Source organism: Colwellia sp. Bg11-12 (assembly GCF_014076955.1).
Taxonomy (GTDB): Bacteria; Pseudomonadota; Gammaproteobacteria; order Enterobacterales; family Alteromonadaceae; genus Colwellia_A.
The window spans coordinates 284,002-310,290 of sequence record NZ_JACGUZ010000071.1; the positions used below are offsets into that span (position 1 = coordinate 284,002).

20 protein-coding genes and 1 tRNA gene are annotated in these 26,289 nt (G+C 38.1%); 13 read left to right on the forward strand and 8 right to left on the reverse strand.

The genetic code is table 11. The annotated features are described in order from the left end of the window. Positions 1-139 precede the first annotated feature (139 nt). From pilW to H4J39_RS10275, 8 genes are all read left to right on the forward strand, one after another. The gene (gene pilW / locus H4J39_RS10240; RefSeq protein ID WP_182227955.1) at positions 140-1,363 is read left to right on the forward strand and encodes a type IV pilus biogenesis/stability protein PilW; all 1,224 of its coding nucleotides are present in this window, start codon (positions 140-142) and stop codon (positions 1,361-1,363) included. After that, the gene (locus H4J39_RS10245) at positions 1,360-2,385 is read left to right on the forward strand and encodes a RodZ domain-containing protein (protein ID WP_182227957.1); all 1,026 of its coding nucleotides are present in this window, start codon (positions 1,360-1,362) and stop codon (positions 2,383-2,385) included. Before pilW ends, H4J39_RS10245 begins: the two co-directional genes overlap by 4 nt. 68 nt (positions 2,386-2,453) lie before the next feature. Then, positions 2,454-3,572: a flavodoxin-dependent (E)-4-hydroxy-3-methylbut-2-enyl-diphosphate synthase gene (gene ispG / locus H4J39_RS10250; protein ID WP_182227959.1), complete on the forward strand. Its 1,119-nt coding sequence runs from the start codon at positions 2,454-2,456 to the stop codon at positions 3,570-3,572. 134 nt (positions 3,573-3,706) lie between these two features. Continuing rightward, positions 3,707-4,981 (forward strand): histidine--tRNA ligase, encoded by a 1,275-nt coding sequence (gene hisS, locus H4J39_RS10255; RefSeq protein ID WP_182177141.1) that lies wholly within the window; start codon positions 3,707-3,709, stop codon positions 4,979-4,981. Between the two features lie 9 nt (positions 4,982-4,990). Then, entirely contained in the window at positions 4,991-5,629 is a 639-nt protein-coding gene (locus tag H4J39_RS10260; protein WP_182227961.1) for a tetratricopeptide repeat protein, read from the forward strand. 17 nt (positions 5,630-5,646) lie between these two features. Further along, the gene (bamB, locus tag H4J39_RS10265) at positions 5,647-6,852 is read left to right on the forward strand and encodes an outer membrane protein assembly factor BamB (RefSeq protein ID WP_182227963.1); all 1,206 of its coding nucleotides are present in this window, start codon (positions 5,647-5,649) and stop codon (positions 6,850-6,852) included. A 133-nt stretch (positions 6,853-6,985) separates the two neighbouring features. Further along, complete coding sequence (gene der / locus H4J39_RS10270; RefSeq protein WP_182227965.1) at positions 6,986-8,446, forward strand: ribosome biogenesis GTPase Der; 1,461 nt, start codon at positions 6,986-6,988, stop codon at positions 8,444-8,446. Positions 8,447-8,552: 106 nt separating this feature from the next. Next, on the forward strand, positions 8,553-9,236 hold the full coding sequence (locus H4J39_RS10275) for a PilZ domain-containing protein (RefSeq protein WP_182227967.1): 684 nt from the start codon (positions 8,553-8,555) through the stop codon (positions 9,234-9,236). Here the strand turns inward: H4J39_RS10275 and xseA are convergent. Beyond that, positions 9,233-10,576, reverse strand: a complete 1,344-nt coding sequence (gene xseA / locus H4J39_RS10280; RefSeq protein WP_182227969.1) for an exodeoxyribonuclease VII large subunit — start codon at positions 10,574-10,576, stop codon at positions 9,233-9,235. The genes H4J39_RS10275 and xseA overlap by 4 nt on opposite strands. Positions 10,577-10,925: 349 nt before the next feature. Between xseA and guaB the strand changes: the two genes are divergently transcribed. Continuing rightward, positions 10,926-12,398: an IMP dehydrogenase gene (gene guaB, locus H4J39_RS10285; RefSeq protein ID WP_182227971.1), complete on the forward strand. Its 1,473-nt coding sequence runs from the start codon at positions 10,926-10,928 to the stop codon at positions 12,396-12,398. Between the two features lie 235 nt (positions 12,399-12,633). Beyond that, positions 12,634-14,211 (forward strand): glutamine-hydrolyzing GMP synthase, encoded by a 1,578-nt coding sequence (gene guaA / locus H4J39_RS10290; RefSeq protein WP_182227973.1) that lies wholly within the window; start codon positions 12,634-12,636, stop codon positions 14,209-14,211. Positions 14,212-14,425: 214 nt separating this feature from the next. On the opposite strand, the gene H4J39_RS10295 is transcribed toward guaA, so the two are convergent. The 6 genes from H4J39_RS10295 to tkt form a co-directional block, all read right to left on the reverse strand. Beyond that, positions 14,426-15,211, reverse strand: coding sequence for a YdiY family protein (locus H4J39_RS10295; protein WP_182227975.1), 786 nt, complete (start codon positions 15,209-15,211; stop codon positions 14,426-14,428). Continuing rightward, positions 15,201-16,031, reverse strand: a complete 831-nt coding sequence (locus tag H4J39_RS10300; protein ID WP_182227977.1) for a mechanosensitive ion channel family protein — start codon at positions 16,029-16,031, stop codon at positions 15,201-15,203. The genes H4J39_RS10295 and H4J39_RS10300 overlap by 11 nt, the downstream gene beginning before the upstream one ends. A gap of 125 nt (positions 16,032-16,156) precedes the next feature. Beyond that, on the reverse strand, positions 16,157-17,221 hold the full coding sequence (gene fba, locus H4J39_RS10305; protein ID WP_182227979.1) for a class II fructose-bisphosphate aldolase: 1,065 nt from the start codon (positions 17,219-17,221) through the stop codon (positions 16,157-16,159). A 423-nt stretch (positions 17,222-17,644) separates the two neighbouring features. Next, on the reverse strand, positions 17,645-18,823 hold the full coding sequence (locus H4J39_RS10310) for a phosphoglycerate kinase (RefSeq protein ID WP_182227981.1): 1,179 nt from the start codon (positions 18,821-18,823) through the stop codon (positions 17,645-17,647). Between the two features lie 51 nt (positions 18,824-18,874). Continuing rightward, positions 18,875-19,900: an erythrose-4-phosphate dehydrogenase gene (epd, locus tag H4J39_RS10315; protein WP_182227983.1), complete on the reverse strand. Its 1,026-nt coding sequence runs from the start codon at positions 19,898-19,900 to the stop codon at positions 18,875-18,877. 113 nt (positions 19,901-20,013) lie between these two features. Then, positions 20,014-22,002, reverse strand: a complete 1,989-nt coding sequence (tkt, locus tag H4J39_RS10320) for a transketolase (protein ID WP_182227985.1) — start codon at positions 22,000-22,002, stop codon at positions 20,014-20,016. A gap of 313 nt (positions 22,003-22,315) precedes the next feature. Between tkt and H4J39_RS10325 the strand changes: the two genes are divergently transcribed. Next, positions 22,316-22,456, forward strand: a complete 141-nt coding sequence (locus tag H4J39_RS10325) for a hypothetical protein (RefSeq protein ID WP_182227987.1) — start codon at positions 22,316-22,318, stop codon at positions 22,454-22,456. Between the two features lie 285 nt (positions 22,457-22,741). Here H4J39_RS10325 and H4J39_RS10330 read toward each other — a convergent pair. Further along, positions 22,742-22,818, reverse strand: a tRNA-Arg gene (locus tag H4J39_RS10330). Positions 22,819-23,001: 183 nt separating this feature from the next. On the opposite strand from H4J39_RS10330, the gene H4J39_RS10335 reads away from it, so the two are divergent. Together H4J39_RS10335 and H4J39_RS10340 are read left to right on the forward strand one after the other, a co-directional pair. Then, complete coding sequence (locus H4J39_RS10335) at positions 23,002-24,909, forward strand: GGDEF domain-containing protein (RefSeq protein ID WP_182227989.1); 1,908 nt, start codon at positions 23,002-23,004, stop codon at positions 24,907-24,909. Further along, a complete protein-coding gene (locus H4J39_RS10340; RefSeq protein WP_182227991.1) occupies positions 24,909-26,210 on the forward strand; it encodes a GGDEF domain-containing protein in 1,302 nt (433 codons plus the stop codon). The genes H4J39_RS10335 and H4J39_RS10340 overlap by 1 nt, the downstream gene beginning before the upstream one ends. Positions 26,211-26,289 lie beyond the last annotated feature (79 nt).

Below are 26,289 nucleotides of genomic sequence, written 5' to 3' on the forward strand. Positions count from 1 at the left end.
TAATTTGTAAGGGTGCGCGACGACTTCATTGATATTCTTAACCGCGAAGTTATACATGTTCCTGAACAAGCGTCTTGAAGTAGAGCGGGTATAGGTATAATCTGTAATTATTACATTAAGATAAGTGACATTCTGCAATATGATTAAATTTATACCGCGGTTATTGGTAACGAGCGTTATCGCTTTGTTAACCGTCCTTTCTGGATGTGTAACACAAAGCTATGAGAATGACAGCACCACACCTGTGGTGGAAAGCGATTCTAGTAATAATGAAATGGCGATGACTCGGATATCGTTAGGTCTTGGTTACTTAAAAATGGGCAACACGACGCAAGCGAAATTAAACTTAGAAAAAGCAAAGCGTTTCTCCCCTAATTTGTCACAAGTTTATACGGCCTTTGCCCACTATTATGATGTCGTTGGTGAGTCAGATCTTGCGACTAACGCTTATGAAAAAGCGTTGTCAATAGATCCAAAAAATCCTGATACGTTAAATAACTATGGTGTTTTTCTTTGTCGACACGAAAAGTATGAAGCTTCTGAAAAATACACGTTAAAAGCGATAGAAATTCCTACTTATTTGATGGTATCGCAAAGTTACGAAAATCTAGCGCTTTGCCAATTAAAAGCGAATGAATTTGTTAAAGCAGAGCAATACTTCACAAAATCTATTCAGCATAGCCCTAATCGAGCGTCAGCATTATTACAAATGGTGCGTTTACAATATGCTTTTGCAGACTATAAAACCGCACAAAATTATTTAAGTCGCTATGAAAAAGAAACACGTCGCTTTAGTCCGCAAGCGCTTGCCTTAGCTTATAAAGTTTTTGAAAAGCAAGGTAACCGTCGTATCGCTAAGAATTACGCGAGCATGCTGGTAAAAATGTTTCCAAACTCTTATCAGGCTAAACAATATATTTTGAATGCACTTGCCCAAATTGAAGCAGATGATTTAGCAAAGGCGTACCAAGCTACAACACTCGCGTTAGCTGTAAAGCCTTCGACTAAACGTGTTGTTGTTTTATCACCAAATAAACCTCGGAAAAAACGTGTTGAAAAAATAAATAACAAAATAAAAGACGCTAAAAATCTCGTTGACAAACCTATTACCGTGAAAAATTCTCTAAGCGATTTAAAAGCAGAGCTTAATCCTATAATACATACGGTAGGGGTGGGTGAAAGCTTATTTAGTATATCAACGCAGTATAATATTCATATGAAAACACTAGAACGTTGGAATAACTTTTCACGTAGCGATGTGTTAAAACTCGGTCAAAAGCTTTATATTTCTGCTCCTGAACATATGAATACTTCACCAGCTAATAACGCGACTAAAAGTATCGAACAAGAGAAAAATCAATGATCCATGTTGAAAAGGCGAATAACATTAACAAGTCACAAGCAGATGCATCGTCAGACGAAGTGCATAATAATGTCCTAGAAGAACCTTCTGAAGAGGTTAATGTCATGGGGCCAGGACAAATTCTTAGTGAAGCTAGGAATAAGGCGGGATTAACTCAGCAAGATGTAGCAGACAAACTAAATTTTCGACTCTCTTTAGTTGATGAAATAGAGAGTGAGCGATTTGATACCTCTTTGCCTGAAACGTTTAATCGAGGTTATTTACGAAACTATGCAAAGTTAGTTAATGTATCTCAAGACGATGTCATTGTTAGTTATCAGCAATTAAATATTGCTAAAGCACAGGCATCTAAACTGCAAAGCTTTTCTAAAGGTACTGAAAAATTAGCAGAAAGTAATCGCATTATGTGGATCAGTTATTTTATTTTAGCCATTCTTATTGGCTCTTCTGTCGTATGGTGGATGCAAAATAATAAAGAACAAGATCAACCCCAAACCTTTCAAGAAGATGTTGAAATAAAAATAACAAAATCAGTCACTAAAAAAAATGAACAGCCTGATAGTCTTGCTGAGCCACAAGTCACTGAGTCATTAGTGGCTAAGGTTGATATCGATAATGATAATATTGTCGAAGCACCGGCAGCCCCTTCTATCGTGTTAAATCAGGAAATCACAGATACATCAACATTGGAAGCTGACACAGAAAGTAGAAACGTTGCAGAGCAAACTGAAGTTAACACAGCATCAGTAAGTGAAGCTGATGAGACAGAAGTGACGTTAACCAATGTCACTTTTACTTTCTCAGGAGATTGTTGGGTAAATATTTCTGATGCAACCGGCGAGCGCATTGCTTGGGGTGTTAAAAAACTGGGTTACGTCATGAAAATATCTGGTCAAGCACCTTTTGATGTTACTTTAGGTAAACCTGAATTAGTGGCAATAAATTTTGCTGATGAAGTCATTGATATGAGCCAATTTAATATGGGCAATATCGCTAAGTTTACTTTGCCTGTTACGAATTAGTCATCGGTATTTTGTATAAATAACGTTAATCACGTTTAAGTGATCAACCACAAAAATTGTGAATTATTATGTTTAAAGAATCCCCAATTATCCGCCGAAAATCTCGTCAAATTATGGTGGGTAATGTTCCTGTAGGTGGCGATGCACCAATCACCGTACAGTCAATGACGAACACCCTGACCACTGATGTTGCAGCAACGGTCGCACAAATTAAAGCATTAGAAGCGGTGGGCGCTGATATAGTCCGTGTGAGTGTACCGACCATGGATGCAGCAGAAGCCTTTCGTGAAATTAAGAAACTCGTCAAAGTTCCGTTGGTTGCTGATATTCATTTTGATTATCGAATTGCCTTAAAAGTTGCTGAATATGGTGCCGATTGTTTACGTATTAATCCTGGTAATATCGGCCGTGAAGACCGAGTTCGCAGTGTGGTTGAATGCGCACGTGATTTGAATATACCTATTCGCATTGGTGTGAATGGCGGTTCTTTAGAAAAAGACATCCAAGAAAAATATACTGAGCCAACGCCTGAAGCCCTCTTTGAATCAGCCATGCGCCATGTTGATATTTTAGATAGACTTAATTTCAATCAGTTTAAAGTCAGTGTTAAAGCCTCTGATGTGTTTCTTGCTGTCGAGTCGTATCGATTACTCGCAAAACAGATTGATAATCCACTTCACTTGGGTATTACTGAAGCGGGTGGTTTGCGCTCGGGTTCAGTAAAATCCTCGGTGGGTTTAGGTTTATTATTAGCGGAAGGTATCGGTGATACCTTGCGTATTTCTTTAGCCGCAGACCCTATCGAAGAAATCAAAGTCGGTTTTGATATTCTAAAATCGTTAAAATTGCGTAGCCGAGGCATCAACCTCATTGCTTGTCCAAGCTGTTCACGTCAAGAATTTGATGTTATAGCAACGGTTAACGCTTTAGAACAACGTATTGAAGACATTTTAACACCGATGGATGTGTCAATTATCGGCTGCATCGTTAACGGCCCAGGTGAAGCGATTATTTCCGATTTAGGCTTAACCGGTAGTAGTCGAAAAAGTGGTTACTACTTAGACGGTATTCGACAGAAAGAGCGTTTTGATAATAACAATTTGGTTGATCAACTTGAAGAGCGAATTCGCGCAAAAGCGAAACTCCTCGACGCCGCTTATAAAATAGATGTTAAAGAAATCGAATAGTCGAGCAAACCAAAAAAGAGAGAAACGTAATACTATTTACGTTTCGTCTCAAACTGCCTATAATGCGCGCTGCATTTAATTTTTCCCTTTTTTTATAATTACCTATTTTACAGTAGATAAGAGAGAACCTTACTTTGAGTAAAACATTACAAGCCGTCAGGGGAATGAACGATTGTTTACCCACTGAAACTCCTATTTGGCAAATGGTTGAAACAGTTTTACGCCGAGTGGCTAGTAGCTATGGTTTTGCTGAAATACGTATGCCAATTGTTGAATCTACAACGCTTTTCAAACGTTCTATTGGTGAAGTTACCGATATTGTTGAAAAAGAAATGTATACTTTTGATGATCGTAACGGCGACAGTTTAACGCTTCGACCAGAAGGCACTGCCTGTTGTGTCCGTGCCGGTAATCAACATGGCTTATTGTATAATCAAGAACAACGTTTATGGTACATGGGGCCGATGTTTAGACATGAACGCCCACAAAAAGGTCGCTATCGTCAGTTTCACCAATTTGGCTTAGAAGCCTTTGGCATTGCGACACCTGACATAGACGCAGAAATTATTATGTTAACTTCTCGTCTTTGGCGGGAACTTGGCATCAATGAGTTTGTCACACTAGAGCTAAACTCATTAGGTTCAAATGAAGAACGTGCAAATTATCGTGACGCTTTAGTGATTTTCTTGACTGAAAAAGAAGATCAACTTGATGAAGACTCTAAACGTAGAATGCATACCAACCCATTACGCGTTTTAGATAGTAAGAACAAAGATGTACAAGCCGCTTTAATTGGCGCACCAAAACTAAGTGATTATTTTGGTGAAGAATCTACAACCCACTTTGCGGGTGTTTGTCAGCGTTTAGATGCTGCAGGTATAAAATATGTGATTAACGATCGTTTAGTTCGTGGTCTAGATTATTACAATCGCACCGTATTTGAATGGGTAACTGACAGCTTAGGCGCACAAGGTACTATTTGTGCTGGCGGCCGTTATGACGGCCTAGTCGAGCAGTTGGGTGGAAAAGCAACGCCGGCATTTGGCTTTGCCTTAGGTATAGAACGCTTAGTATTAATGTTAACGAGCTTGGAAAAAGTCAATGACATTCGCGCACAAGTTGATGTTTATGTTATTGGTTTAGGTGAAGGTGTTGATATTCAAGCCGCACTACTAAGTGAAGAATGGCGCAATCAAGTTAAAGATATTCGCATACAAAACCACTGCGGTGGTGGTAATATGAAAAAACAAATGAAACGGGCAGATAAATCGAGTGCGCAAGTGGCAATTATCATCGGTGAAGATGAACTTGCTGAGCAAAGCGTAACGATTAAGTATTTGCGTGGACAACATGAACAGCAAAAGGTGTCGCTTGAACAAGTGCCAGCTTTATTAAACAGTTTAATTTAAGGTGAAGTAGTGGACGTTTATCAAACAGAAGAACAACAAGTAGAAGCCATTAAAGGTTTTTGGAAAGAAAATGGTACTGCCGTTATTGCTGGTTTAGTATTAGGTTTTGCTGGCTTTATTGGTTTCAATTATTATAAAGATGCACAGTTAGCTAACGAAGTTGAAACTTCTGATGCTTATCAAACTGTTATGGAAAGCGCCGGTAAAGATGAACAGCTTTTTTCGACAAGTGCGAATAAATTCATTACTGAAAATAAAGACTCGAGCTATGCTTCATTAACCGCTTTTGCCTTAGCAAAAGAAGCCGCTACTCATAAAGATTGGCCACAAGTGGCTAAACACTTAACTACTGCTATTGAAAGTGCTACAAATCAAGGTATTAAAGCTATTGCTAGTGTTCGGTTAGCACGCGTACAAATACAACTTGAACAGTACACTGAAGCTTTAGTGACACTCTCTGTGACGCTACCTGAATCATTTAAAGGCGCTGTTGAAGAAACTAAAGGCGATGCGTACTTTAAACAAGGTAAAGCAGAACTTGCTCGTAATGCTTATCAAACAGCGCTTGACGTTGAAGGTCAAGCAAACAACAGTGCATTACAAATGAAATTAAATGATTTAGCCCAATTATCATCTATTGCTAAATAAAGAGGCTGATCATTAATATGCTTAAGAAAATACGCTTTAATAAAAAGTTGTTAGCGATAGCGCTATTGTCTTTAGGACTAAGTGCTTGCTCGTCAACTGATGAAGAAGATGAGGCGACAAAAGTTGCTGAATTAACAGAGATTAATCAAACATTTGAAGCTGATGTGCTTTGGGAATCAAGTGTTGGTAATGGTGTAAGCGATTACTTTTCGCGTATTAAACCCAATGTTGCTTATGGCAAGCTTTATAGTGCGAGTCGTGAGGGTGACGTTGTTGCGTTTGAACTTAAAAATGGTGATGAAATTTGGTCAACAGATTTAAGTGATATAAAAGGTGACCGCGGATTTTTTGATAGTCGCCAATCTGCTTTATTAAATGGGGGCCCGATCACGGGTATTCAGAAAATATTTATTGGTAGTGAAAATGGTGAAGTATTCGCATTAGACGCTGATACCGGTAAGCTTGACTGGCAAGGTAAAGTAAAAGGAGAAGTTATTGCGGCTCCTGCTATTGATGCTGGGATTTTGGTTGTAAATACCGCTTCTGGTGTTATTAAGGCCTTTAATGCATCGAATGGTCAAGACGAATGGCAAATCGAGCAAGAAGTTCCTGCTTTAACGTTACGTGGTGTAAGTTCTCCTGCTATTTCTTCTGGCGGAGTCATGGTTGGCTCAGCTGATGGAACGCTGAGTGTTTATATCCTTGAAAGTGGTCAGCAAGGTTGGACTATAGAAGTCGGTGAAGCGGTGGGTTCTACACAATTAGAACGTGTGATTGATGTTGATTCTACGCCACTTATTTATGGCGACAAAGTTTATAGTATTTCTGTAAAAGGTCGCTTAACCGCTGTTGATTTACGGACAGGTCGCATGATTTGGGAACGTCAATATTCGTCATATCATGACTTGTCTATCGATGGTAATACTATCTTTCTAACCGATGTTAAAGGTCACGTTTATGCGGTTGACCGCCAAAACGGTTTTGAGAAATGGAGTCAGCTTTCATTAACAAATCGTGGTGTTACAGGACCTGCCGTTGTAGGTAACTATATTGTTGTTGGTGATTTTGAAGGTTATCTTCACTTTATAGACCAAGTAACAGGAGATATTGTTTCTCGCCATGAAGTAGACAGCAGTGGTTTAAATATTACGCCAACTGTTCACGAAAATATTATTTATGCACAATCACGTAATGGTGATTTACAAGCGATAAAAATTCCATAATTTTTTTTATCGGCTAGAATTAAACGGCTCCATTGCAAAATGCATTGGAGCCGTTGTTTGTTATTATATAGAGTAAAAGTTTTGCATTTTGCAGAGCGGTGTTTACTCTACAAATGAATTTATAGAGGTAAACATGCTTCCAGTAGTTGCACTTGTCGGACGTCCTAATGTTGGCAAATCGACCTTATTTAACCGATTAACCCGAAGCCGTGATGCTCTTGTAGCAGATTATCCGGGTTTAACGCGTGACCGCCAATATGGTCAAGCGAAAGTAGAAGATCATCCGTTTATTGTTATTGATACCGGTGGTATCAACGGCAATGAGCAAGGTATTGATGCATTGATGGCTGAACAGTCACTGATGGCGATAGAAGAAGCTGATGCCGTATTGTTTATGGTTGATGCGCGCGATGGTTTGACATCAGCGGATATAGGTATTGCCGACTATCTTCGTAAACAAAATAAAAAGATATTTTTGGTGGCGAATAAAGTTGATGGTATAGACGCCGACTCTGCTGTTGCTGAATTTTATGAGTTGTCACTTGGTGATACTGTGCATAAAATCGCAGCGGCTCATGGCCGTGGTGTTACCCAGTTATTAACGTTGGCCTTAACACCGCACATAGAAGCATTGGGTGAAGCCCGCGAAAATGATGAATTTGATGGTACACAAGAATTCTCAGCTAAGACTGATGAAGAAAAAATTGCAGAAGCACCTTTTGAAAACGATAAAATCAAACTCGCCATTATTGGTAAGCCTAACGTTGGTAAGTCAACACTGACTAACCGTATATTAGGTGAAGACCGTGTTGTTGTGTTTGATGCGCCAGGTACCACCCGTGATAGCGTTTATATTCCAATGGAACATAATGGTCGTGAATATACCCTTATTGATACGGCGGGTATTCGTCGTCGCAAAAACGTCACTGATGTTGTTGAAAAATATTCAGTAATTAAAACCTTGCGTGCTATTGAAGATGCGAACGTGTGTTTATTAATTATTGATGCTCGTGAAGGTATCTCTGATCAAGATTTAAGTTTATTAGGTTTTATCTTAGAGGCCGGTCGCTCGTTAGTGCTAGCCGTTAATAAATGGGATGGGTTAGAAGAGCATGTTAAAGATCGTATTAAAACTGAATTAGATCGTCGTTTAGGTTTTATCGATTTTGCGCGTATCCACTTTATCTCAGCATTACACGGTACAGGCGTTGGTCATTTATACGAGTCGGTTGAAGAAGCTTTTATTTCTGCAACAAAACGTATATCGACTTCAATGGTTACCAAGATACTTGATATGGCTGCATTTGATCATCAACCGCCGATGCATCAAGGACGTCGAATTAAGCTTAAATACGCACATGCCGGTGGTTATAACCCGCCTATTATTGTTATTCATGGTAACTTGGCGAAGAAATTGCCTATTTCTTATAAGCGCTACTTAATGAACTACTACCGTAAATCATTAAAAATAATGGGTACGCCTATTAGAATTGAGTTTAGAGAAACCAGTAATCCATTTGCAGGTAAGAAGAAGTTGACCTATACCGAGCAAAAGAAAATGGCAAGAGCGACTCAAGGTTATAAAAAAGACTAATTATTTATGTCTTTCTAGTATTAAATGCGTATTACTGAAGCCAATCATTTGATTGGCTTTTTGCTAAGTGCTACATTTAAAAGAATTATTCTTAAATGTTAACATTATGGCTGCTACCCCTCAAAAAATTGCGTTGGTTAACCGCTTAAATCGAAATCTGGGTTTATTGCAATCAGGTTCAACCATCACGATAGATATAGCAACACCAGCAGGACAAAAAGCAAAATTTCGCAGCACCTTTATTGGTTATTTGCCAAAACATTATGTGTTGATACAATTTCCAGACCCTAAAAAACTAGGCAGTTTTTCGCAACATATCACTCAAGGAACGGGAATTACCGTTCGTGGTTTAATTGAAGGGCATGAGGGCGCTGTGGTTGCTTTTGTGAGTAATGTGAAACAAACGCTACAAATTCCCTCTCGATTAATCGTACTTGATTTCCCTCGTTCAGTGAGCTTACAAAGTTTACGGTCAGCAATGCGCATTGATACCGACATTGTTGCAAAGATAAAAATCGCCAAAGAATATTGGCAAGCGACAATTATAGATATTTCAGTGAACGGCTGCCAAGTATTGATTAATAATGGTGAATCTTTGGTGATGGAAAAAGATAAATCTGTCGAATTAGTCGTTGAAGACTTTCAAGGACTCGGCAACTTAAAGTTTTTAGCCGAAACGTGTAGTTATAAACCACAAGCCAATGGTCTTTGTATTGGACTAAAATTCGAAGAGAAAAGCAAAGCCTCAGTAATAAAATTACTTCAGCATGCCGTTATTGCTGAAAATTAAACATTGCTGATAACTTTTGTAAAAATACTGCCGTCGTTCACTTGAATGGATATTTCATCGCCGACACTCACTTGATCTTTTGTTCTAATAATTTGATGACGACTATTTCTACTGACACTATAGCCACGAGCAATCGTTGCGAGTGGGCTAACAATATTAAGCTGTTCAATGACACTGACAAAATGTTCAGTTTTGTTTTTTACAATAAGATGAAAATCTCTTTGTAATTTTTCATCTAAGTGGCTAAGTGTCTTTTGATGTTGAATAATAACTTTACTTGGATCGCAATATTGTAAATCTCTGGCTAGTTTTTCGGGGGCTTGCCTAAAACGTTCAAACTGATGCTTTATTACTTTATCTAGGCGGATGTTTAACTCATCTGATTTTTGCTGGTACTGTTGAAGTTTCCTTTCGGGATGAACTTGCGTCAATCGATGTATTAAAGTCTGTAAGGTTAAATTTTCTTGTTTAACTTTTTGAGTAAATAAATGTTGAGCTCGCTTTGACAACTCACGTAATCGCGTTTGTAATTCACTATTGTCTTGTGAAACGAGCTCTGCAGCAGCGGACGGTGTTGGTGCCCTTAAATCAGCAACAAGATCACTTAATGTTGTGTCTATTTCGTGACCCACAGCACTGATCACAGGAATACGACTGTGAAAAATAGCATTGACTACGTCTTCTTCATTAAAGGGCCATAAGTCTTCTAGAGAGCCACCACCACGACCGACAATTAATACTTGGCACTCTTCACGTTGATTGGCGATATCAATAGCATGAGCAATATCACCTTTGGCGTGCTCACCCTGAACAAGGGCGGGATAAATGACGACTGCAATAGCGGGGTTACGCCTTTGCAGAACAGAAATAATATCTTTTACTGCTGCGCCTGTTGGTGAGGTAACGACACCAACAGTTGTAATGTTTCTAGGAATTGCTTGCTTAAATTGTTGGCCGAATAATCCTTGTGCATTCAACTTGCTTTTTAATTGTTCAAACTGTTGCCTTAATATGCCTTCACCGGCATCTTCCATCATTTCAATAATTAATTGAAAATCACCTCGAGGCTCATACAAAGAAACCTTGGCACGCACTAAAACTTGCTGACCATTACGTGGTGTTGAACTTCCCGCTAACCTTACTCGTCGATTGTTGCCTTTAAACATTGCACATCGCACTTGTGATTTACTGTCTTTGAGTGATAAATACCAATGACCTGAGCTAGCAGCAATGAAATTTGATATTTCACCACATAACCATACGGTATTAAGTTCACTTTCTAGCATGAACTTTACTTTTTTTGTGAGTTCACTAACTTGTAAAATGTGCTGCGTAGCCATAAATCACTTACTTTTTATAATGTGAAAGCGATTTTAGTCGATATACTCGCTCTACTTGGGTTTGCTCAGATTTCCCCGAAGGGCTAGTTTATAAACACTTTATTCTACGTTATTGATTTCAAAAATAGAATAACTATTATCTTCAATCAATATCTGGCTTAAAGGCGTTTATCATTCAAGCTCGATCCCGCATATTCAAGTGGAACGTGTGTGTTATATATTTCTTCAAACTATCTCGGGATATTTATTTTAGTTTATCGTTAAATTTAAGTTGTTCTCAAACCACAAAGCGGTTAAAATTCTGCCGCAATATTCACTCCCTAACCAACCTTTTTAGAGAGATGTTGCGATGCTAAGAATTGCCCAAGAAGCACTAACGTTTGATGACGTATTACTTGTACCTGCTCATTCAAATGTACTCCCACACACGGCTGATTTAAAAACTAAATTAACCCGTAAAATCAATTTGAATATACCTATGGTTTCTGCGTCTATGGATACAGTTACTGAAGCACCTCTTGCTATTACACTTGCGCAAGAAGGCGGTTTAGGTTTTATCCACAAAAACATGACGATTGCTGAACAAGCAGCTAACGTATTGAAAGTAAAAAAATACGAAAGTGGTATTGTTTCAGATCCCGTGACAGTCAATGCTGACTTTACGATTGAAGAAGTCATGCATAAAGCCGATGACCTTGGGTTTTCTGGTTTTCCTGTTATTGATAAAAATAGCAATCTTACCGGTATTATTACGGGTCGTGATTTACGCTTTGAAACTGACTTAACTAAGCCAGTATCAGCACTGATGACACCTAAAGAAAACTTAGTGACGGTGAAAGAAGGTGCTGCACGTGAAGAAATTCTAGGCTTAATGCACAGCAACCGTATTGAGAAAATTTTAGTGGTTGATGATGCGTTCAAATTAGTTGGCTTAATTACCGCTAAAGATTATCAAAAAGCTGAAAGCAAGCCTAATGCCTGTAAAGATCATCTTGGTCGTTTACGTGTTGGTGCGGCAGTAGGTGTTGGTGCAGGTACTGACGAACGTATTGACGCATTAGTTGCCGCAGGAGTTGATGTTCTATTAATTGATACTTCTCATGGTCACTCTCAAGGTGTTCTTGACCGAGTTAAAGAAACTCGTGATAAATACCCTGACTTACAAATTGTTGCGGGTAATGTTGCAACTGGCTCTGGCGCAAAAGCCTTAGCCGACGTTGGTGTCGACGCAGTAAAAGTTGGCATTGGCCCAGGTTCAATTTGTACTACGCGTATTGTTACGGGTGTTGGTGTGCCACAACTAACCGCTATATCGAATGCGGTAGAAGCGCTTAAAGGCACAGGTATTCCTGTTATTGCTGATGGTGGCATTCGCTTCTCTGGTGATATTGCTAAAGCACTTGTTGCTGGCGCGCACTGCGTTATGGTTGGTAGCATGTTAGCGGGTACTGAAGAATCTCCTGGTGAAGTTGAGCTTTATCAAGGCCGCTACTACAAGTCTTATCGTGGTATGGGGTCGTTAGGTGCTATGGCTCAAAAAGATGGTTCTAGTGACAGATACTTTCAAAAGACAGATGGCGAGGCAGACAAATTAGTACCTGAAGGTATTGAAGGTCGTGTTGCTTATAAAGGTCCAGTTTCAGCCATTATTCATCAACAAATGGGTGGGTTACGTTCATCAATGGGCTTAACTGGCTCTAAAGATATTGAGACGATGCGCACGAAACCAGAGTTTATGAAAATAACCTCTGCGGGTATGGGTGAGTCACATGTACATGATGTGGCAATCACTAAAGAAGCACCTAACTATCGTATGGGCTAATCGAACAGCTGATTTTATTGCTATTTAACATAATGGCTGCATCAGAGGTACTCATTGACTAACGTCAACTCCGTGCCTCTTCTTTGCCAGAGTATTAACTAGCATCAAACTCAACTATTCTTACGTTTTTATTGATGTAAGAAAAAAAAATTCAAGCAGGCTGAGTTGACATCTTAATGAGATAACAACTCAGCCTGTTCATTTTATAAATAGTTAAATAAAGTAGGAAAACAACATGAGTAAAGACATTCATGATCACCGAATACTAATTTTAGATTTTGGTTCTCAATATACCCAGCTAATTGCGCGTCGCGTTCGTGAAATAGGTGTTTATTGTGAGCTTTGGTCTTGGGATGTAACTGAAGAGCAAATAAAAGGTTTTAACCCTACAGGTATCATTCTAGCTGGCGGCCCGGAGTCGGTCACTGCAGAAAATTCACCTCGCGCACCTGAATATGTTTATAGCGCTGGTGTTCCGGTATTAGGCATTTGTTACGGCATGCAAACAATGGCTGAACAACTTGGCGGTGGCGTACAAAGTTCAACGCATAAAGAATTTGGTTATGCTGCGGTTGAACTTATTGCAAAATCTGCGTTATTTAACAATGTTGAAGACAGTATTGGTACTAATGGTAATGCTTTGCTTGACGTTTGGATGAGCCACGGCGATAAAGTGTCTGCTATTCCAACAGGTTTTACTACGGTTGCTCAAACTTCAAGTTGTGCTTATGCAGCAATGGCAAATGAAGAAAAGAAATTTTATGGTGTGCAGTTTCACCCTGAAGTGACCCACACTAAACAGGGTTTACGTATCTTAGAAAACTTTGTTGTTGAAATTTGTCAGTGTGAAAAATTATGGACTGCATCATCGATTATTGATGATGCTATCGCTAAAATGAAAGCTCAAGTCGGAGACGACGAAGTTATCTTAGGTCTTTCAGGCGGCGTTGATTCATCAGTAGTTGCGATGTTACTACATCGTGCGATTGGCGATAAATTGACCTGTGTATTTGTTGATAATGGTTTACTTCGTTTAGACGAAGGCCAGCAAGTCATGGATATGTTTGGTGACCACTTCGGTTTAAATATCATTAAAATTGAAGCAGAAGATAGATTTTTAAACCGTTTAGCGGGTGAAAGTGAGCCAGAAGCAAAGCGTAAAATTATCGGTAATGTTTTTATTGATGTGTTCGAAGAAGAATCGAACAAGCTTGATAATGCTAAATGGTTAGCACAAGGTACTATCTACCCTGATGTAATTGAATCAGCGGCCTCTGCAACGGGTAAAGCACATGTAATTAAATCGCATCATAATGTTGGTGGTTTACCTGATTACATGAAATTAGGGCTAGTTGAGCCCTTACGTGAACTCTTTAAAGATGAAGTACGTAAGATAGGCTTAGAGCTTGGTTTACCCTACGATATGCTTTATCGTCACCCGTTCCCTGGACCTGGATTAGGTGTACGTATTTTAGGTGAAGTGAAAAAAGAATATGCTGACTTATTACGCCGTGCAGATGCTATTTTCATTGAAGAATTACACAAACATGATTTATACACCAAAGTAAGCCAAGCGTTTACGGTGTTTTTACCGGTGAAGTCAGTTGGCGTTATGGGTGATGCACGTAAATATGACTGGGTAGTATCATTACGTTGTGTGGAAACTATTGATTTTATGACAGCGCGTTGGTCACATTTACCCTACGATTTCTTAGGGTTAGTATCTAACCGTATTATTAACGAGATTGATGGTATTTCTCGTGTTGTTTACGATATTTCAGGTAAACCACCCGCGACGATTGAATGGGAATAAACGTTTTTTTCATCGCTTATAAATAATAAAGGCCCTGGCATTTTTAATGTTAGGGTTTTTTTTTGCCGTTGAATTTAAATAATTATTGCTGGGTGGCGTTGAAATAAAAAGGGGATGAAATTCGTGCTAATAGATATTGATACTGGGGATAAAGCGGAAATTATTTAGCCTTCAAAGGGGTGAAGGCTAAATAATGCATCTTAGTTTAGGTAAACTAGAAGCTATAAACAAGCGTTAAGGCTGTTTGTGTATTGGTGTTTTCTTTGCCTTCTTCAACATCAGTATTATGATCAATTTTAAAGCTAACTTTTAACTGTAAAGTCGAAATCAATTTTGTTGTAATAGAGCTTTCAGCTTGATAATTACTGTTTTCGCCACTTTTTGTGGCGTATTTGGCAACAAATCGCTGTTTAAATTTAACATGTTCGTTTAATTTACGCGTGTACAATGCTTGCGCTTGAATAATGAAAGCGCCTTTGTTTTCAGTGTACTCATTACCGTTTTCATCTTCTAAACGCACTACGTCTTTTTTGTAACCTGGTCCGATATCAGCATCAAAGGTAGCCATTTTACTTTCATACCAACGACGACCCCAACCAGTAGAAATCGAACTTTGAGTTTCAAATCCACCAAAACGATTGTCGTCGTGTGACACATTTCCATAAACGTAATTAGTTTTTTTAGTGCCAATGGTATAGTTTGTTTGACCGACTATTTTCCATTGTTGATCTGTTGTTTGAGAGCGTTCAACACCGTCTTCATCTTCAATCTCAGCTTTACTTGCAAGCAAGTCAAAGCGAACAGTACTTCGCCATAAGCCTAATTCATGATCTAAATCGAAGCCTGCTTTTATATCGGTACTTTTATTGTCACCCGTTTTAAATAGTGCGCCTAATTCCGCTGACATGCTTAATGGATCTTTAGGAGCTTCTACTTCTTCGGCAAAGGTATTAAGTGATAAGCTGCCGCATAAGGCAACAATTGCTAATTTATTGTTCATTTTTGGTCTCTTGATTAACATGTACAGAAAGTTGTGGGAATGGGATTTCAATGTCAGCGTCATCTAAGGCAATTTTAATTGCTTCTAATAAATCAAAATGCACAGGCCAATAATCTGCTGTTTTAACCCATGGACGAACAATAAAGTTTACTGAGCTATCGGCTAATTCACTAACACCTATGGTAATAGCAGGTTCTTTTAAAACTAAGTCATGGCGACTAACCACATCTTTTAATATTTGTTTTGTTAGCTTTAAATCTGCGCTATAACCAACACCAATCACTAAATCTATTCTTCTGGTTGGTTTAGCTGAATAATTTGTAATGGTGCCACTTGTAATGCCACCATTAGGAATAATAACGGTTTTGTTATCACCGGTTCTTAACTGTGTTGAAAATACATGCACTTCTTCAACAATACCTGCGGTACCTGAAATTTCAACAAAATCGCCTGCTTTAAAAGGCTTTAATGAAATAAGTAAGATGCCGGAAGCAAAATTTGATAACGAGCCTTGTAATGCTAAGCCTATTGCAAGACCTGCAGCACCAACAATGGCCACTAATGATGTGGTATTAAAACCTAAGTGAGAAATCGCAGCAATAAAGGCAACCATCACAACTAAGCCATAAATTAAGCTAGCGATAAAAGAAGTTACGGTATTATCAAATTTTTTGTGGGTAAGGATTTTCTTTGTTGCTGAACTGATGAGTTTTGCGACAAATTTACCAATCATAAAGATAGCAATCGCGATGATAAATTTTATTAGATTTTCTTGTAACATAGGCTGGTTTTCAACTAACCAATTAGTAATATTGTCCATTTTTCATACTCCATAATAAAATAGCGGATGATTATAGAGAATTTTTATAAATATTTCTAATAATATTATAAAAAATGCTTATAAAAAAAAGGGCCTAAGCCCTTTTTTTATTGATGAGATGTTAACTACTTTACAATAGCAGCTAGCTTGCCAGCATCGTATAAATCAAACATAGTATCTAATGAAAGCGGTTTGATTTTATCTGCGTTACCTGAAGCGCCAAATGAATCATAACGAGCAATACAAATTTCAGTCATCGCTTTTGTCGTTTCAGCTAAAAATTTACGAGGATCAAATTCACTTGGGTTTTGCGCTAAGAAACGACGAGTAGCACCTGTTGAAGCTAAACGTAAATCGGTATCAATATTGATTTTACGCACACCGTTTTTAATACCTTCTTGAATTTGCTCTACTGGCACACCGTAAGTTTCAGGGATTTTTCCGCCAAATTCATTGATAATTGCTAACCACTCTTGCGGTACTGATGATGAACCGTGCATGACTAAATGGGTATTTGGGATACGACTATGTATCGCTTTAATGCGGTCAATGGCTAGAATATCACCTGTTGGTGGACGGGTGAATTTGTAAGCACCATGAGAAGTACCACAAGCAATAGCTAGAGCATCAACTTGAGTTTTCTTAACAAAATCAGCGGCTTCTTCAGGGTCTGTTAACATTTGCTCTTTCGTTAAAATACCTACTGCACCAATACCGTCTTCTTCACCAGCTTCTCCGGTTTCTAAAGAACCTAGGCAACCTAATTCACCTTCAACAGAAACACCACAAGCATGAGCCATTTCGACAGTTCTGCGGGTTACATCTACATTGTATTCGTAGCTTGAAGGTGTTTTACCGTCAGACATCAAAGAACCGTCCATCATGACTGATGAAAAACCTAATTGAATTGAACGCTGACAAACACTAGGTGAAGTACCATGATCTTGATGCATAACAACAGGGATATGAGGGAATTCTTCAATCGCAGCTAGAATTAGGTGACGCAAAAAAGGAGCACCAGCATACTTACGAGCACCTGCAGAGCCTTGTAAAATAACAGGGCTATTGGTTTTGTCTGCAGCGATCATGATTGCTCTGACTTGTTCTAAGTTGTTAACGTTAAAAGCGGGAATACCGTATCCGTATTCTGCTGCGTGATCTAACATTTGGCGCATAGAAATTAAAGCCATTGAATTACTCCTAAGTATTTAAGATGTCATATAGTGTTTTTACTTAATTTCAAAACGCAAGTTTCATTATGAAATTTAAGCTTTCGTAACGTAAGTATATCAGATAAGAAATTGACATGGCAAAAGAAAAAAATGTCGCTTGTGTGGTTTTTATTTGTTTGTTTTATGTCTAATTTAAATAATGTTCGATAATTACCGTCAAGAATCCCATTTAACTCACTATTGAAGAGAAATTTATACTTTTGTTTTGTAAGTTTACAACGAAAGAGCAGAACTTATGACAAAGTGATATTTTTGTTTTATAAAAACTTTATTCGTTGAAGAGACAATGATGGTTATCTATTAATGAAAAAGCCCTGATTTATAAAATAAATCAGGGCTTCAATAACATTAATTATTTGATGTTTTTTTGTAGATAATTACTTATGACTGAGCACGTTCTTCTAAAATAGCGACAGCAGGTAGTTTTTTACCTTCTAAGAATTCTAAGAAAGCACCGCCACCTGTTGAAATATAAGAGACTTTGTCGGCGATATTATATTTATCAACAGCCGCTAAAGTATCACCACCACCGGCAATTGAAAAAGCTGAACTTTCAGCTATAGCTTTAGCAATAGTTTCTGTGCCACGACCAAATTGGTCAAATTCAAAAACACCTACAGGTCCGTTCCAGACAATAGTGCCAGCATTTTTGATTATCTCAACTAATGCTTGCGCTGAATCTGGGCCGATATCAAAAATCATATCTTCATCAGTCACATCATTCACAGATTTTATTGTTGCGATGGCTGTTTCTGAAAACTCTGTGCCAGTAATAACATCGGTAGGTACCGGAATATCACCATCATTTGCTTTTGCTTGTGCCGTTAAGCGATTAGCTTCATCAAGCAAATCTTTTTCGTATAATGATTTTCCAACATTATGACCATTTGCGGCAATAAAGGTATTCGCAATACCGCCACCAACCACTAATTGGTCAACAATGTTAGCTAAAGATTCTAGTACCGTTAACTTTGTTGACACTTTAGAGCCACCAACAATCGCCACTAAAGGACGTGCAGGGTTATCAAGTGCCTTTCCAAGTGCTTCTAATTCACCAGATAATAAAGGACCTGCACAAGCGATAGGGGCAAACTTTGCTACGCCGTGTGTACTCGCTTGCGCGCGGTGAGCCGTGCCGAATGCGTCCATCACAAAAATATCACAAAGTGCCGCTAATTTTTTCGCTAAAACATCATCATTTTTCTTTTCACCGACATTAAAACGAATGTTTTCAAAAACAACTAATTCACCCACTTTTGCATCTACGCCGTTTAAGTAGTCTTTCGCTAAACGTACCGGAGCATTTAATGCTGCTGCTAAATAGTCAGCGACGGGCTGTAAAGAAAATTCTTCGTTGTACTCACCTTCTGTTGGACGACCAAGGTGAGACATGATCATTACTTTTGCACCCGCTTCTAAAGCGAGTTTAAGGGTAGGTAAAGCTGCTCTTAATCTAGCATCAGAGGTTATTTTTCCGTCTTTAACAGGTACGTTGAGATCTTCACGGATCAAAACTCTTTGATTGGCGAGCGCCAAGTCGGTCATTTTAATTACTGACATTTGCTGTTTCCTATTGGATAAATTTTAAAGTTGTGGGTATTTATATCGTTCTTATTTTTTAAGCTGAATATCTTTCGCCATGGCTTTTGCTGTATCTATCATTCGATTGGCAAACCCCCATTCGTTATCACACCACACTAGCATTTTAACTAGACGTTTATGGCTAACACGCGTTTGGTTACCATCGACAATGCAAGAATGTGGGTCGTGATTAAAATCTACAGAAACAAGTGGTTCTTCGGTATAACCTAAAATACCTTGTAAGCCATTATTTTGGGCGGCAATAATCGCTTGGTTAATCGCGTTAATATCAACATCAGTCGACAAGGTTAAGCTTAAATCCATCGCAGTAACATTAATAGTAGGCACTCGAACGGCTATCGCTTCAAAACGACCAGCAAATTTGGGCAGTATTCTTTCAATGCCTGCCGCCAATTTTGTGTCAACCGGAATAATAGATTGGCTTGCTGCCCGACTAAGGCGCAAGTCTGGGTGGTAAGCGTCGATAACTTGTTGATCATGCATAGATGAATGAATGGTTGTGATACTGCCACTTTCAACGCCGAAAGCTTCATCAATTACTTTTATCACGGGTACAATACAGTTTGTTGTACAGGAGCCGTTTGAAACTATTTTATCTTTTTCACTGAGCTGATGATGATTAATTCCATAAATAATGGTGGCATCAACGTCTTGTTCTCCAGGGTAAGAGTAAAGTACTTTACCAGCCCCCTGACTTAAGTGAATATTTCCATCGCGTTGATTGGCAAATTTACCAGTGCAATCAAGGACGATATCAATGTTATTTTTTCTCCATGGCATATCGCCAAGTGACTTCTCATGACTCAGTTTTATTACATCGCCGGCGATCACTAATTGATCATCGATTAACTCTACTGAAAAAGGAAAACGACCATGAGTGGTGTCGTATTTTAATAAGTGGGCGATGCCTTTCGGTTCGGCAATTTCATTAATAGCGACGAGCTTTAGATAGCTATTATCAGCATTTTCATATAAAGCACGAGCCACACTTCGGCCAATTCGACCAAAGCCATTGATAGCAATGTTTACAGACATAAGTTTATCGGCATAGGTTGATAGCATTATTTATGATATTAATAAAAGTAACAATCCCTTAAGCGATGATTTATGTCGCTTAAGGGTGTTAGCTTATAGACTTTGGTTAATACTTAAAGCTGGTTTACTGTTTTAACAACGTTTGCAATCGTGAAGCCAAAATGCTCGAGTAACACGTTACCCGGTGCAGATTCACCAAAGGTTGTCATACCGACAACAGCGCCAGAAAAACCAACATACTTGTACCAAAAATCAGTGTGCGCCGCTTCTATTGCGACACGCTTTATTACTGATGAAGGTAATACCGATTCTTTGTACTCGTTTGACTGAGCATCAAAAGTGTTGGTAGAAGGCATAGAGACTACGCGTACTTTTTTACCTTCAGTGGTTAATTGTTTTGCTGAATCAAGCGCTAAAGAAACTTCAGAGCCGGTCGCAATTAAAATTACGTCAGCAGTGCCGTCACAGTCTTGTAATACATAAGCGCCTTTGGCAATGTTTGCTACTTGCTCATTGTTACGTGCTACCGCAGCTAAACCTTGGCGAGAGAATATTAATGACGTAGGGCCATTTTTACGTTCAATTGCTGACTTCCAAGCAACAACAGATTCTGTTGCATCACACGGGCGCCAAGTATCCATATTCGGAGTCGTACGTAAATTAGTTAACTGCTCTACAGGTTGATGTGTTGGACCATCTTCACCTTGACCAATAGAATCATGAGTGTAGACAAATATATTTTGAATACCCATTAAAGCCGACATACGAACTGCGTTACGTGCGTATTCCATAAACATCATGAACGTTGCGCCGTAGTTAATGAAACCACCGTGCAATGAAACGCCATTCATAATACCGCTCATACCAAATTCACGTACGCCGTAATAAATGTAGTTACCTGCAGCGTCTTTCTCAATACCTTTTGAACCTGACCATAACGTTAAGTTAGATCCAGCTAAATCGGCAGAACCACCCAATAACTCAGGTAAGATAGCGCCAAAAGCTTCAATAGTATTTTGCGAAGCTTTGCGCGAAGCAATATTTTCGCCTTTATCTTGGCAAGCCTGTATTAAGGCATTGGCTTTTTCTTCGAAGTCGCTTGGTAAATCACCTTTAATAACTCTGCGCTCGTATTCCGCAGCAAGTTCGGGGTGAGCTTGTTGATATGCTGAAAATTGGTCATTCCAAGAAACTTGACTTGATTGACCTTTTTCTTTTTGATCCCATTCAGCGTAAACATCGCTTGGAATTTCAAAAGGGGCATGTGGCCAATTTAACGCTTTACGTGTCGCTGCAATTTCGTCATCACCTAATGGTGCGCCATGACAATCATGCGTGCCTTCTTTATTGGGTGAGCCAAAACCAATAATCGTTTTACAACAAATCATTGAAGGTTTATCAGTGACTGCTTTAGCTGCTGTAATTGCCGCTGCTATAGCCGCTGAGTCGTGACCGTCAACGCTTATTACGTGCCAGCCGTAAGCTTCAAAACGAGCAGGGGTGTCATCAGTAAACCAACCTTCAACTTTACCGTCAATTGAAATACCGTTGTCGTCCCAAAAAGCGACGAGTTTGCCTAAACCTAACGTGCCAGCTAATGAACATACTTCATGTGAAATACCTTCCATTAAACAACCATCACCTAAGAAGCAATAAGTAAAGTGATCAACAATATCGTGACCATCACGGTTAAATTGTGCGGCAAGTGTTCTTTCTGCTATTGCCATACCAACTGCATTAGAAATACCAGCACCTAACGGGCCTGTGGTTGTTTCTACGCCTGGAGTATAACCATATTCTGGATGCCCAGGTGTTTTAGAATGTAATTGGCGGAAGTTCTTTAATTCTTCAATCGGTAATTCATAACCGGTTAAATGTAATAAAGAATATATAAGCATTGAACCATGACCATTCGACAAAACAAAACGATCGCGGTCAGTCCAGTTCGGGTCAGTTGGGTTATGCTTGAGAAAATCGCGCCATAATACTTCGGCAATATCTGCCATGCCCATTGGGGCTCCAGGGTGTCCGGATTTCGCTTTTTGTACGGCATCCATACTTAAAGCTCTAATTGCATTGGCCAGTTCTTGACGAGACGGCATATTGACTCCAAATCTTTATTATATTTATACTTATATTTAACTAAGTATATGAGGGTGAAAGTGATGCCATTTTCGCCTAGACCACCACTAAACTGCAAACGATATTATGCAAATAAGTGATTTTTTTAGTATTAGTTAGATCAAACCTCTAAAAATGGCACTAATGTTAACATAATGTAACTATAGGGTTGTTTGTATTTCATCTAAATTGATTGCTGATAAATGGTTGAATTATCGATATTAATCGTATAGATTGGTTGAGTTTTGTACAGATGTCAAAATAACAACAAAAACACCTGACACAGGAACATTTATGAACAGGTCATCTTCACGAGGAATTAAGCTGACAACAGTGCTTTTTGCGGTAATCGTATTAGCTGTTTTAGCAGTATTGAGTAATAACTCAATCGTAGGTGACAAGGACGTTACAGTAGAAAAGTCAACCAGTAAGTAATACTCGATGGTGGACGTATATATTTTATAAGCCTCGTTTTACGAGGCTTTTTTATGTTTAAAATAAAGGGGATATTCAGGGTGGCAGCGAGGTATAAAGTAACATGACATTTCTAATAATGCTGTTTTTCAAGGCATGAATGCATTTATTTACGTCAATGAACAATCAGTTTGTTGTTCAAGAAAACTGACATAAATAGCTCAACTAATATTGCCATTAACATATTCATGTAAAATAAGAATCACAGCCTAATGCTTGGCTAAAATTATTTGCAAGCTTTGAAGGTGGCGTCCCTGAGACGATTCGAACGTCCGACCTAGCGCTTAGGAGGCGCTTGCTCTATCCAACTGAGCTACAGGGACTTTATAATGCTGAAAACGTTACTAATTTATATTAAAACTTGTTGTTGTTCTAGTTTTATTTTTTATCAAAAAAAATGAAAAATAATTAATTATAAATAACGGTTTATCATTCGGTTTAAATCGTTTTATACTGCAACTGAAGTTGATCAAAGGATCATCAAAACTATAAATAAGAGGTTGAATTTGTTAAAAAAACGTTATAAACAAGTTGCCTTGATTTTTTGGTTCTTAATTAACTATTTATTCATATCAATGCAAACATTTGCCAATGATGAAATAATAAATAGTGACTTCACCTTTTTTGTAGAACGGGTCGAAAACTTACAAAATACCAATATTACCGGTGCACTTGCGCTGCTAGATTCTTATCAAACAAATATCAACGCGCTTACTGTTGAAAATCAGGTGAAATACTTTCAAGTAATGGCAGAAATTTATATTGAAACCTCTCAATATAAATTAGCCCATAATGCTGCGTCTCAAGGTTTGAAAATAGCACAGCATTTAACTAGCCCAACCATTTTAATTTCAGAACTTTCCTATTTACGTGGTTTTTCTTTAGAAAGCCTAGGGGATGCTAGTGGCGCGGTAGAAAACTATCTGAATGGTTTAGAGGTCGCTGAATCATTAGATGCGAAAAAATTTATTGCTGATGGCTTTATAAATTTAGGTGCAGTTTATTACTTAACAGAACAATTCGAAAAATCACTAACTATGCTCAATAATGCTTTGGTCATTGCGAATACACTCGATAATGAGGAGCTTAAAGGGTCGGTTAATAGTGAATTGGGTATTTTATACTCTTATATGTTTAATTCTCAAAAATCAGTAAAATTCTACCAAGCGTCTTATGAACATTATAAAAAAGCAGGCATGGAACTTTATGCGCTAAATAGTTTACAAAATATTGCGATAAATCACATGGAAGAAAATCGTTATGAACAAGCGATCCCTTTGTTTGAAGAGGTTATAGAAAGCGCGAGTAAATTAAGTAATGACGAACTTATTGGTGGTGTTTACACCCGTTTATCTATGTCACACGCTATGAAAAAAACGCCTGACTTAGACGTTGCCTATCAGTATATTACGCTTGCAGAAAAGCACCTTAAAGGCGTGCAGCAGCATAATGCGTTATTGTATTTTAATGTAAACAAGGCATACGTGCTTGAAGCAATGGAACGCTACGATGAAGCACTTGAAAGTTTAGACATTTCTGAAAATTTATTAGCGCGAAACAGTCAAACTAAAAATACCTATTCACATTATAATTTAATGTATTTGCAGTCTGAAATTTATTATAAAACAGAAAAATATCAACAAGCTTACGAAAAACAGTCCCAATATCTCACTCGTTTATTTAACGATCAGTCGAACGTAAATATGGAAAAGGTTGAAGAACTTAGGCTGCGTTATGAAAGTAAGCAAGCAGACTTAAAAAATAAAATTCTTGAGCAGGAGCGTTCTGTACAAATAATGCAACTGAGCGATGTGACTTACCATGAAAAAAACTTACAATTATTGATATTTTTTGTGGCCTTGGTCGTATTATCGCTTGCCTGGTTTTTACTTAAAATGGTACAAAGTCAAAAACATTTAGTTCGCATTAGCCAAATAGATGATTTAACTGGCGTTGCTAACCGCCGACGCTTGATGGAATTGGGCGAACAAATGCTTATTCAAGCAAAAAAAGAACAAAGTTTCTTTAGTTTACTTATGCTTGACGTTGATAACTTTAAAGCAATAAATGATAATTTTGGACATAATACTGGCGACAAAATACTTAAAGATATTGCTGAGTTAGCAAATAGTATTATGCGTGAAAATGACAGTTTTGGCCGTTTTGGTGGTGAAGAGTTTATTATTTTGTTACCTGATACGTCATCACAAAGTGCTTATGAGATTGCTGAACGGTTGCGCTTAAGTATTTATAATCAAGTCTGGTCTTGTAAAGACCTTGCAAGTGTTACAGTAAGTATTGGTATATCTTCTAACCAAAGAGAAAGTGATAAAAGTTTTGCTCAACTCATAAAAGATGCGGATATTAATATGTATCAAGCTAAAAAATTAGGTAAAAATAGGGTGTACTTTTAATGAGACATACTTTTTTCACGGGTATCTCAAAGAGTCTCTTGCTGAGCCTGTGTTTTGCAAGTGCTGCATTTTCTTCAATAGCTCGACCTTTTTTAGGCGCGGATGAAGTAAGCGCTCTAGAAAATAATAGTTTAAGCGTATCAGTAGGTCCCGAAAATATTTTTGACAATAAAGAACCTCTACCCGTTAATGACCGAATTTTGTCTTTGTTATCTCTCGTACAACAAAAATCTACAACGAATGCCGCTAAAGTTGAAGATATTTTATTGCAACTCGAAGACATTAACTCAACCTTTAACGCAGCAGAAAAATATTTAATATTTTTTATACATGGTTTAATCGAACACTACTCAAACAATGATAAACAGGCAATAATTTGGCTTGAAAAAACATTGGTTTTACGAGATGAAATTCCCGAAAAACAGTTGTATTTACCTGAGTTTTCAGAAGTAAACCTTATTTTAGCTAAGTCGTTCTCTGCTCAGAAAGACTTTAAGCAAGCATTCGATTATAAGAAAAAATATATAAGAAATGGTTATCAATATTTTGATGGGACCCGTGCAGAAAAGATCAAAGACCTGAATAAAACCTATGCCACAGATCAAAAAATTAAGCAGAATGAATTATTAGCCAACCAAAATAAAATTAAACGTTTAAAAATTATTGCCGCAGAAAATAAAAAGTTTGCCCAACAACGTAATATTTCAATTTTGTTCATTACTGTTGTTGTTTTTCTTATACTTTTATTTAGACAAATCAAAGTGAAGAAAAAATTAAGATATTTAGCAAAAATTGACAGTTTAACGAACTTGTACAACCGACGTACTTTATTTGAAAAAGGTGCTCAAGCGGTAGGTAAAGCAATAGATGAAAAACAAAGCTTAAGTGTTATTTTGCTTGATATAGATTTTTTCAAAAATATAAACGACAATTATGGTCATGATGTTGGTGACGAAATTATTAAAATAATTGCCCAATTAGGTAGTGAAACTATGCGTTCTCGGGATCTGTTTGCTCGTTTAGGCGGAGAAGAGTTTGTTGGGGTTTTACCTGGGGTCGGTTGTGCTGAAGCTAAAGCTATAGCTGAGCGTTTACGCGAAAAAGTGGCGAACAAAGACTTGTCTGAATTTAACATTAAACAAAATCTCACTGTAAGCATTGGTGTCGCTTGTTTAGAGCAAGTCGCGCCAAATTTTGACGATTTACTTAATGCTGCTGATATAGCCATGTACTCTGCTAAAGGCAATGGTCGCAATCAAGTTTGTCAGTTTAAGGATCAAACCCAAGATAATAACGACTAATTTAGACATATTGCTAAAGAAGTATTTTCCCCTCTCGTATAATCATATAAGCTAGAGCCTAGCAAATATAATCTAAAAA

Excerpts from the sequence above, each read along its gene's own strand:
- epd (WP_182227983.1), bottom strand. The coding sequence starts at position 19,900 with ATGTCTGTAAACATTGCTATCAATGGCTTTGGTCGAATTGGCCGAAGT.
- guaB (WP_182227971.1), top strand. The coding sequence starts at position 10,926 with ATGCTAAGAATTGCCCAAGAAGCACTAACGTTTGATGACGTATTACTT.
- H4J39_RS10300 (WP_182227977.1), bottom strand. The coding sequence starts at position 16,031 with ATGGACAATATTACTAATTGGTTAGTTGAAAACCAGCCTATGTTACAA.
- H4J39_RS10275 (WP_182227967.1), top strand. The coding sequence starts at position 8,553 with ATGGCTGCTACCCCTCAAAAAATTGCGTTGGTTAACCGCTTAAATCGA.
- guaA (WP_182227973.1), top strand. The coding sequence starts at position 12,634 with ATGAGTAAAGACATTCATGATCACCGAATACTAATTTTAGATTTTGGT.
- fba (WP_182227979.1), bottom strand. The coding sequence starts at position 17,221 with ATGGCTTTAATTTCTATGCGCCAAATGTTAGATCACGCAGCAGAATAC.
- H4J39_RS10295 (WP_182227975.1), bottom strand. The coding sequence starts at position 15,211 with ATGAACAATAAATTAGCAATTGTTGCCTTATGCGGCAGCTTATCACTT.
- ispG (WP_182227959.1), top strand. The coding sequence starts at position 2,454 with ATGTTTAAAGAATCCCCAATTATCCGCCGAAAATCTCGTCAAATTATG.
- xseA (WP_182227969.1), bottom strand. The coding sequence starts at position 10,576 with ATGGCTACGCAGCACATTTTACAAGTTAGTGAACTCACAAAAAAAGTA.
- H4J39_RS10325 (WP_182227987.1), top strand. The coding sequence starts at position 22,316 with ATGAACAGGTCATCTTCACGAGGAATTAAGCTGACAACAGTGCTTTTT.
- H4J39_RS10310 (WP_182227981.1), bottom strand. The coding sequence starts at position 18,823 with ATGTCAGTAATTAAAATGACCGACTTGGCGCTCGCCAATCAAAGAGTT.
- bamB (WP_182227963.1), top strand. The coding sequence starts at position 5,647 with ATGCTTAAGAAAATACGCTTTAATAAAAAGTTGTTAGCGATAGCGCTA.
- der (WP_182227965.1), top strand. The coding sequence starts at position 6,986 with ATGCTTCCAGTAGTTGCACTTGTCGGACGTCCTAATGTTGGCAAATCG.
- H4J39_RS10245 (WP_182227957.1), top strand. The coding sequence starts at position 1,360 with ATGATCCATGTTGAAAAGGCGAATAACATTAACAAGTCACAAGCAGAT.
- pilW (WP_182227955.1), top strand. The coding sequence starts at position 140 with ATGATTAAATTTATACCGCGGTTATTGGTAACGAGCGTTATCGCTTTG.
- H4J39_RS10340 (WP_182227991.1), top strand. The coding sequence starts at position 24,909 with ATGAGACATACTTTTTTCACGGGTATCTCAAAGAGTCTCTTGCTGAGC.
- tkt (WP_182227985.1), bottom strand. The coding sequence starts at position 22,002 with ATGCCGTCTCGTCAAGAACTGGCCAATGCAATTAGAGCTTTAAGTATG.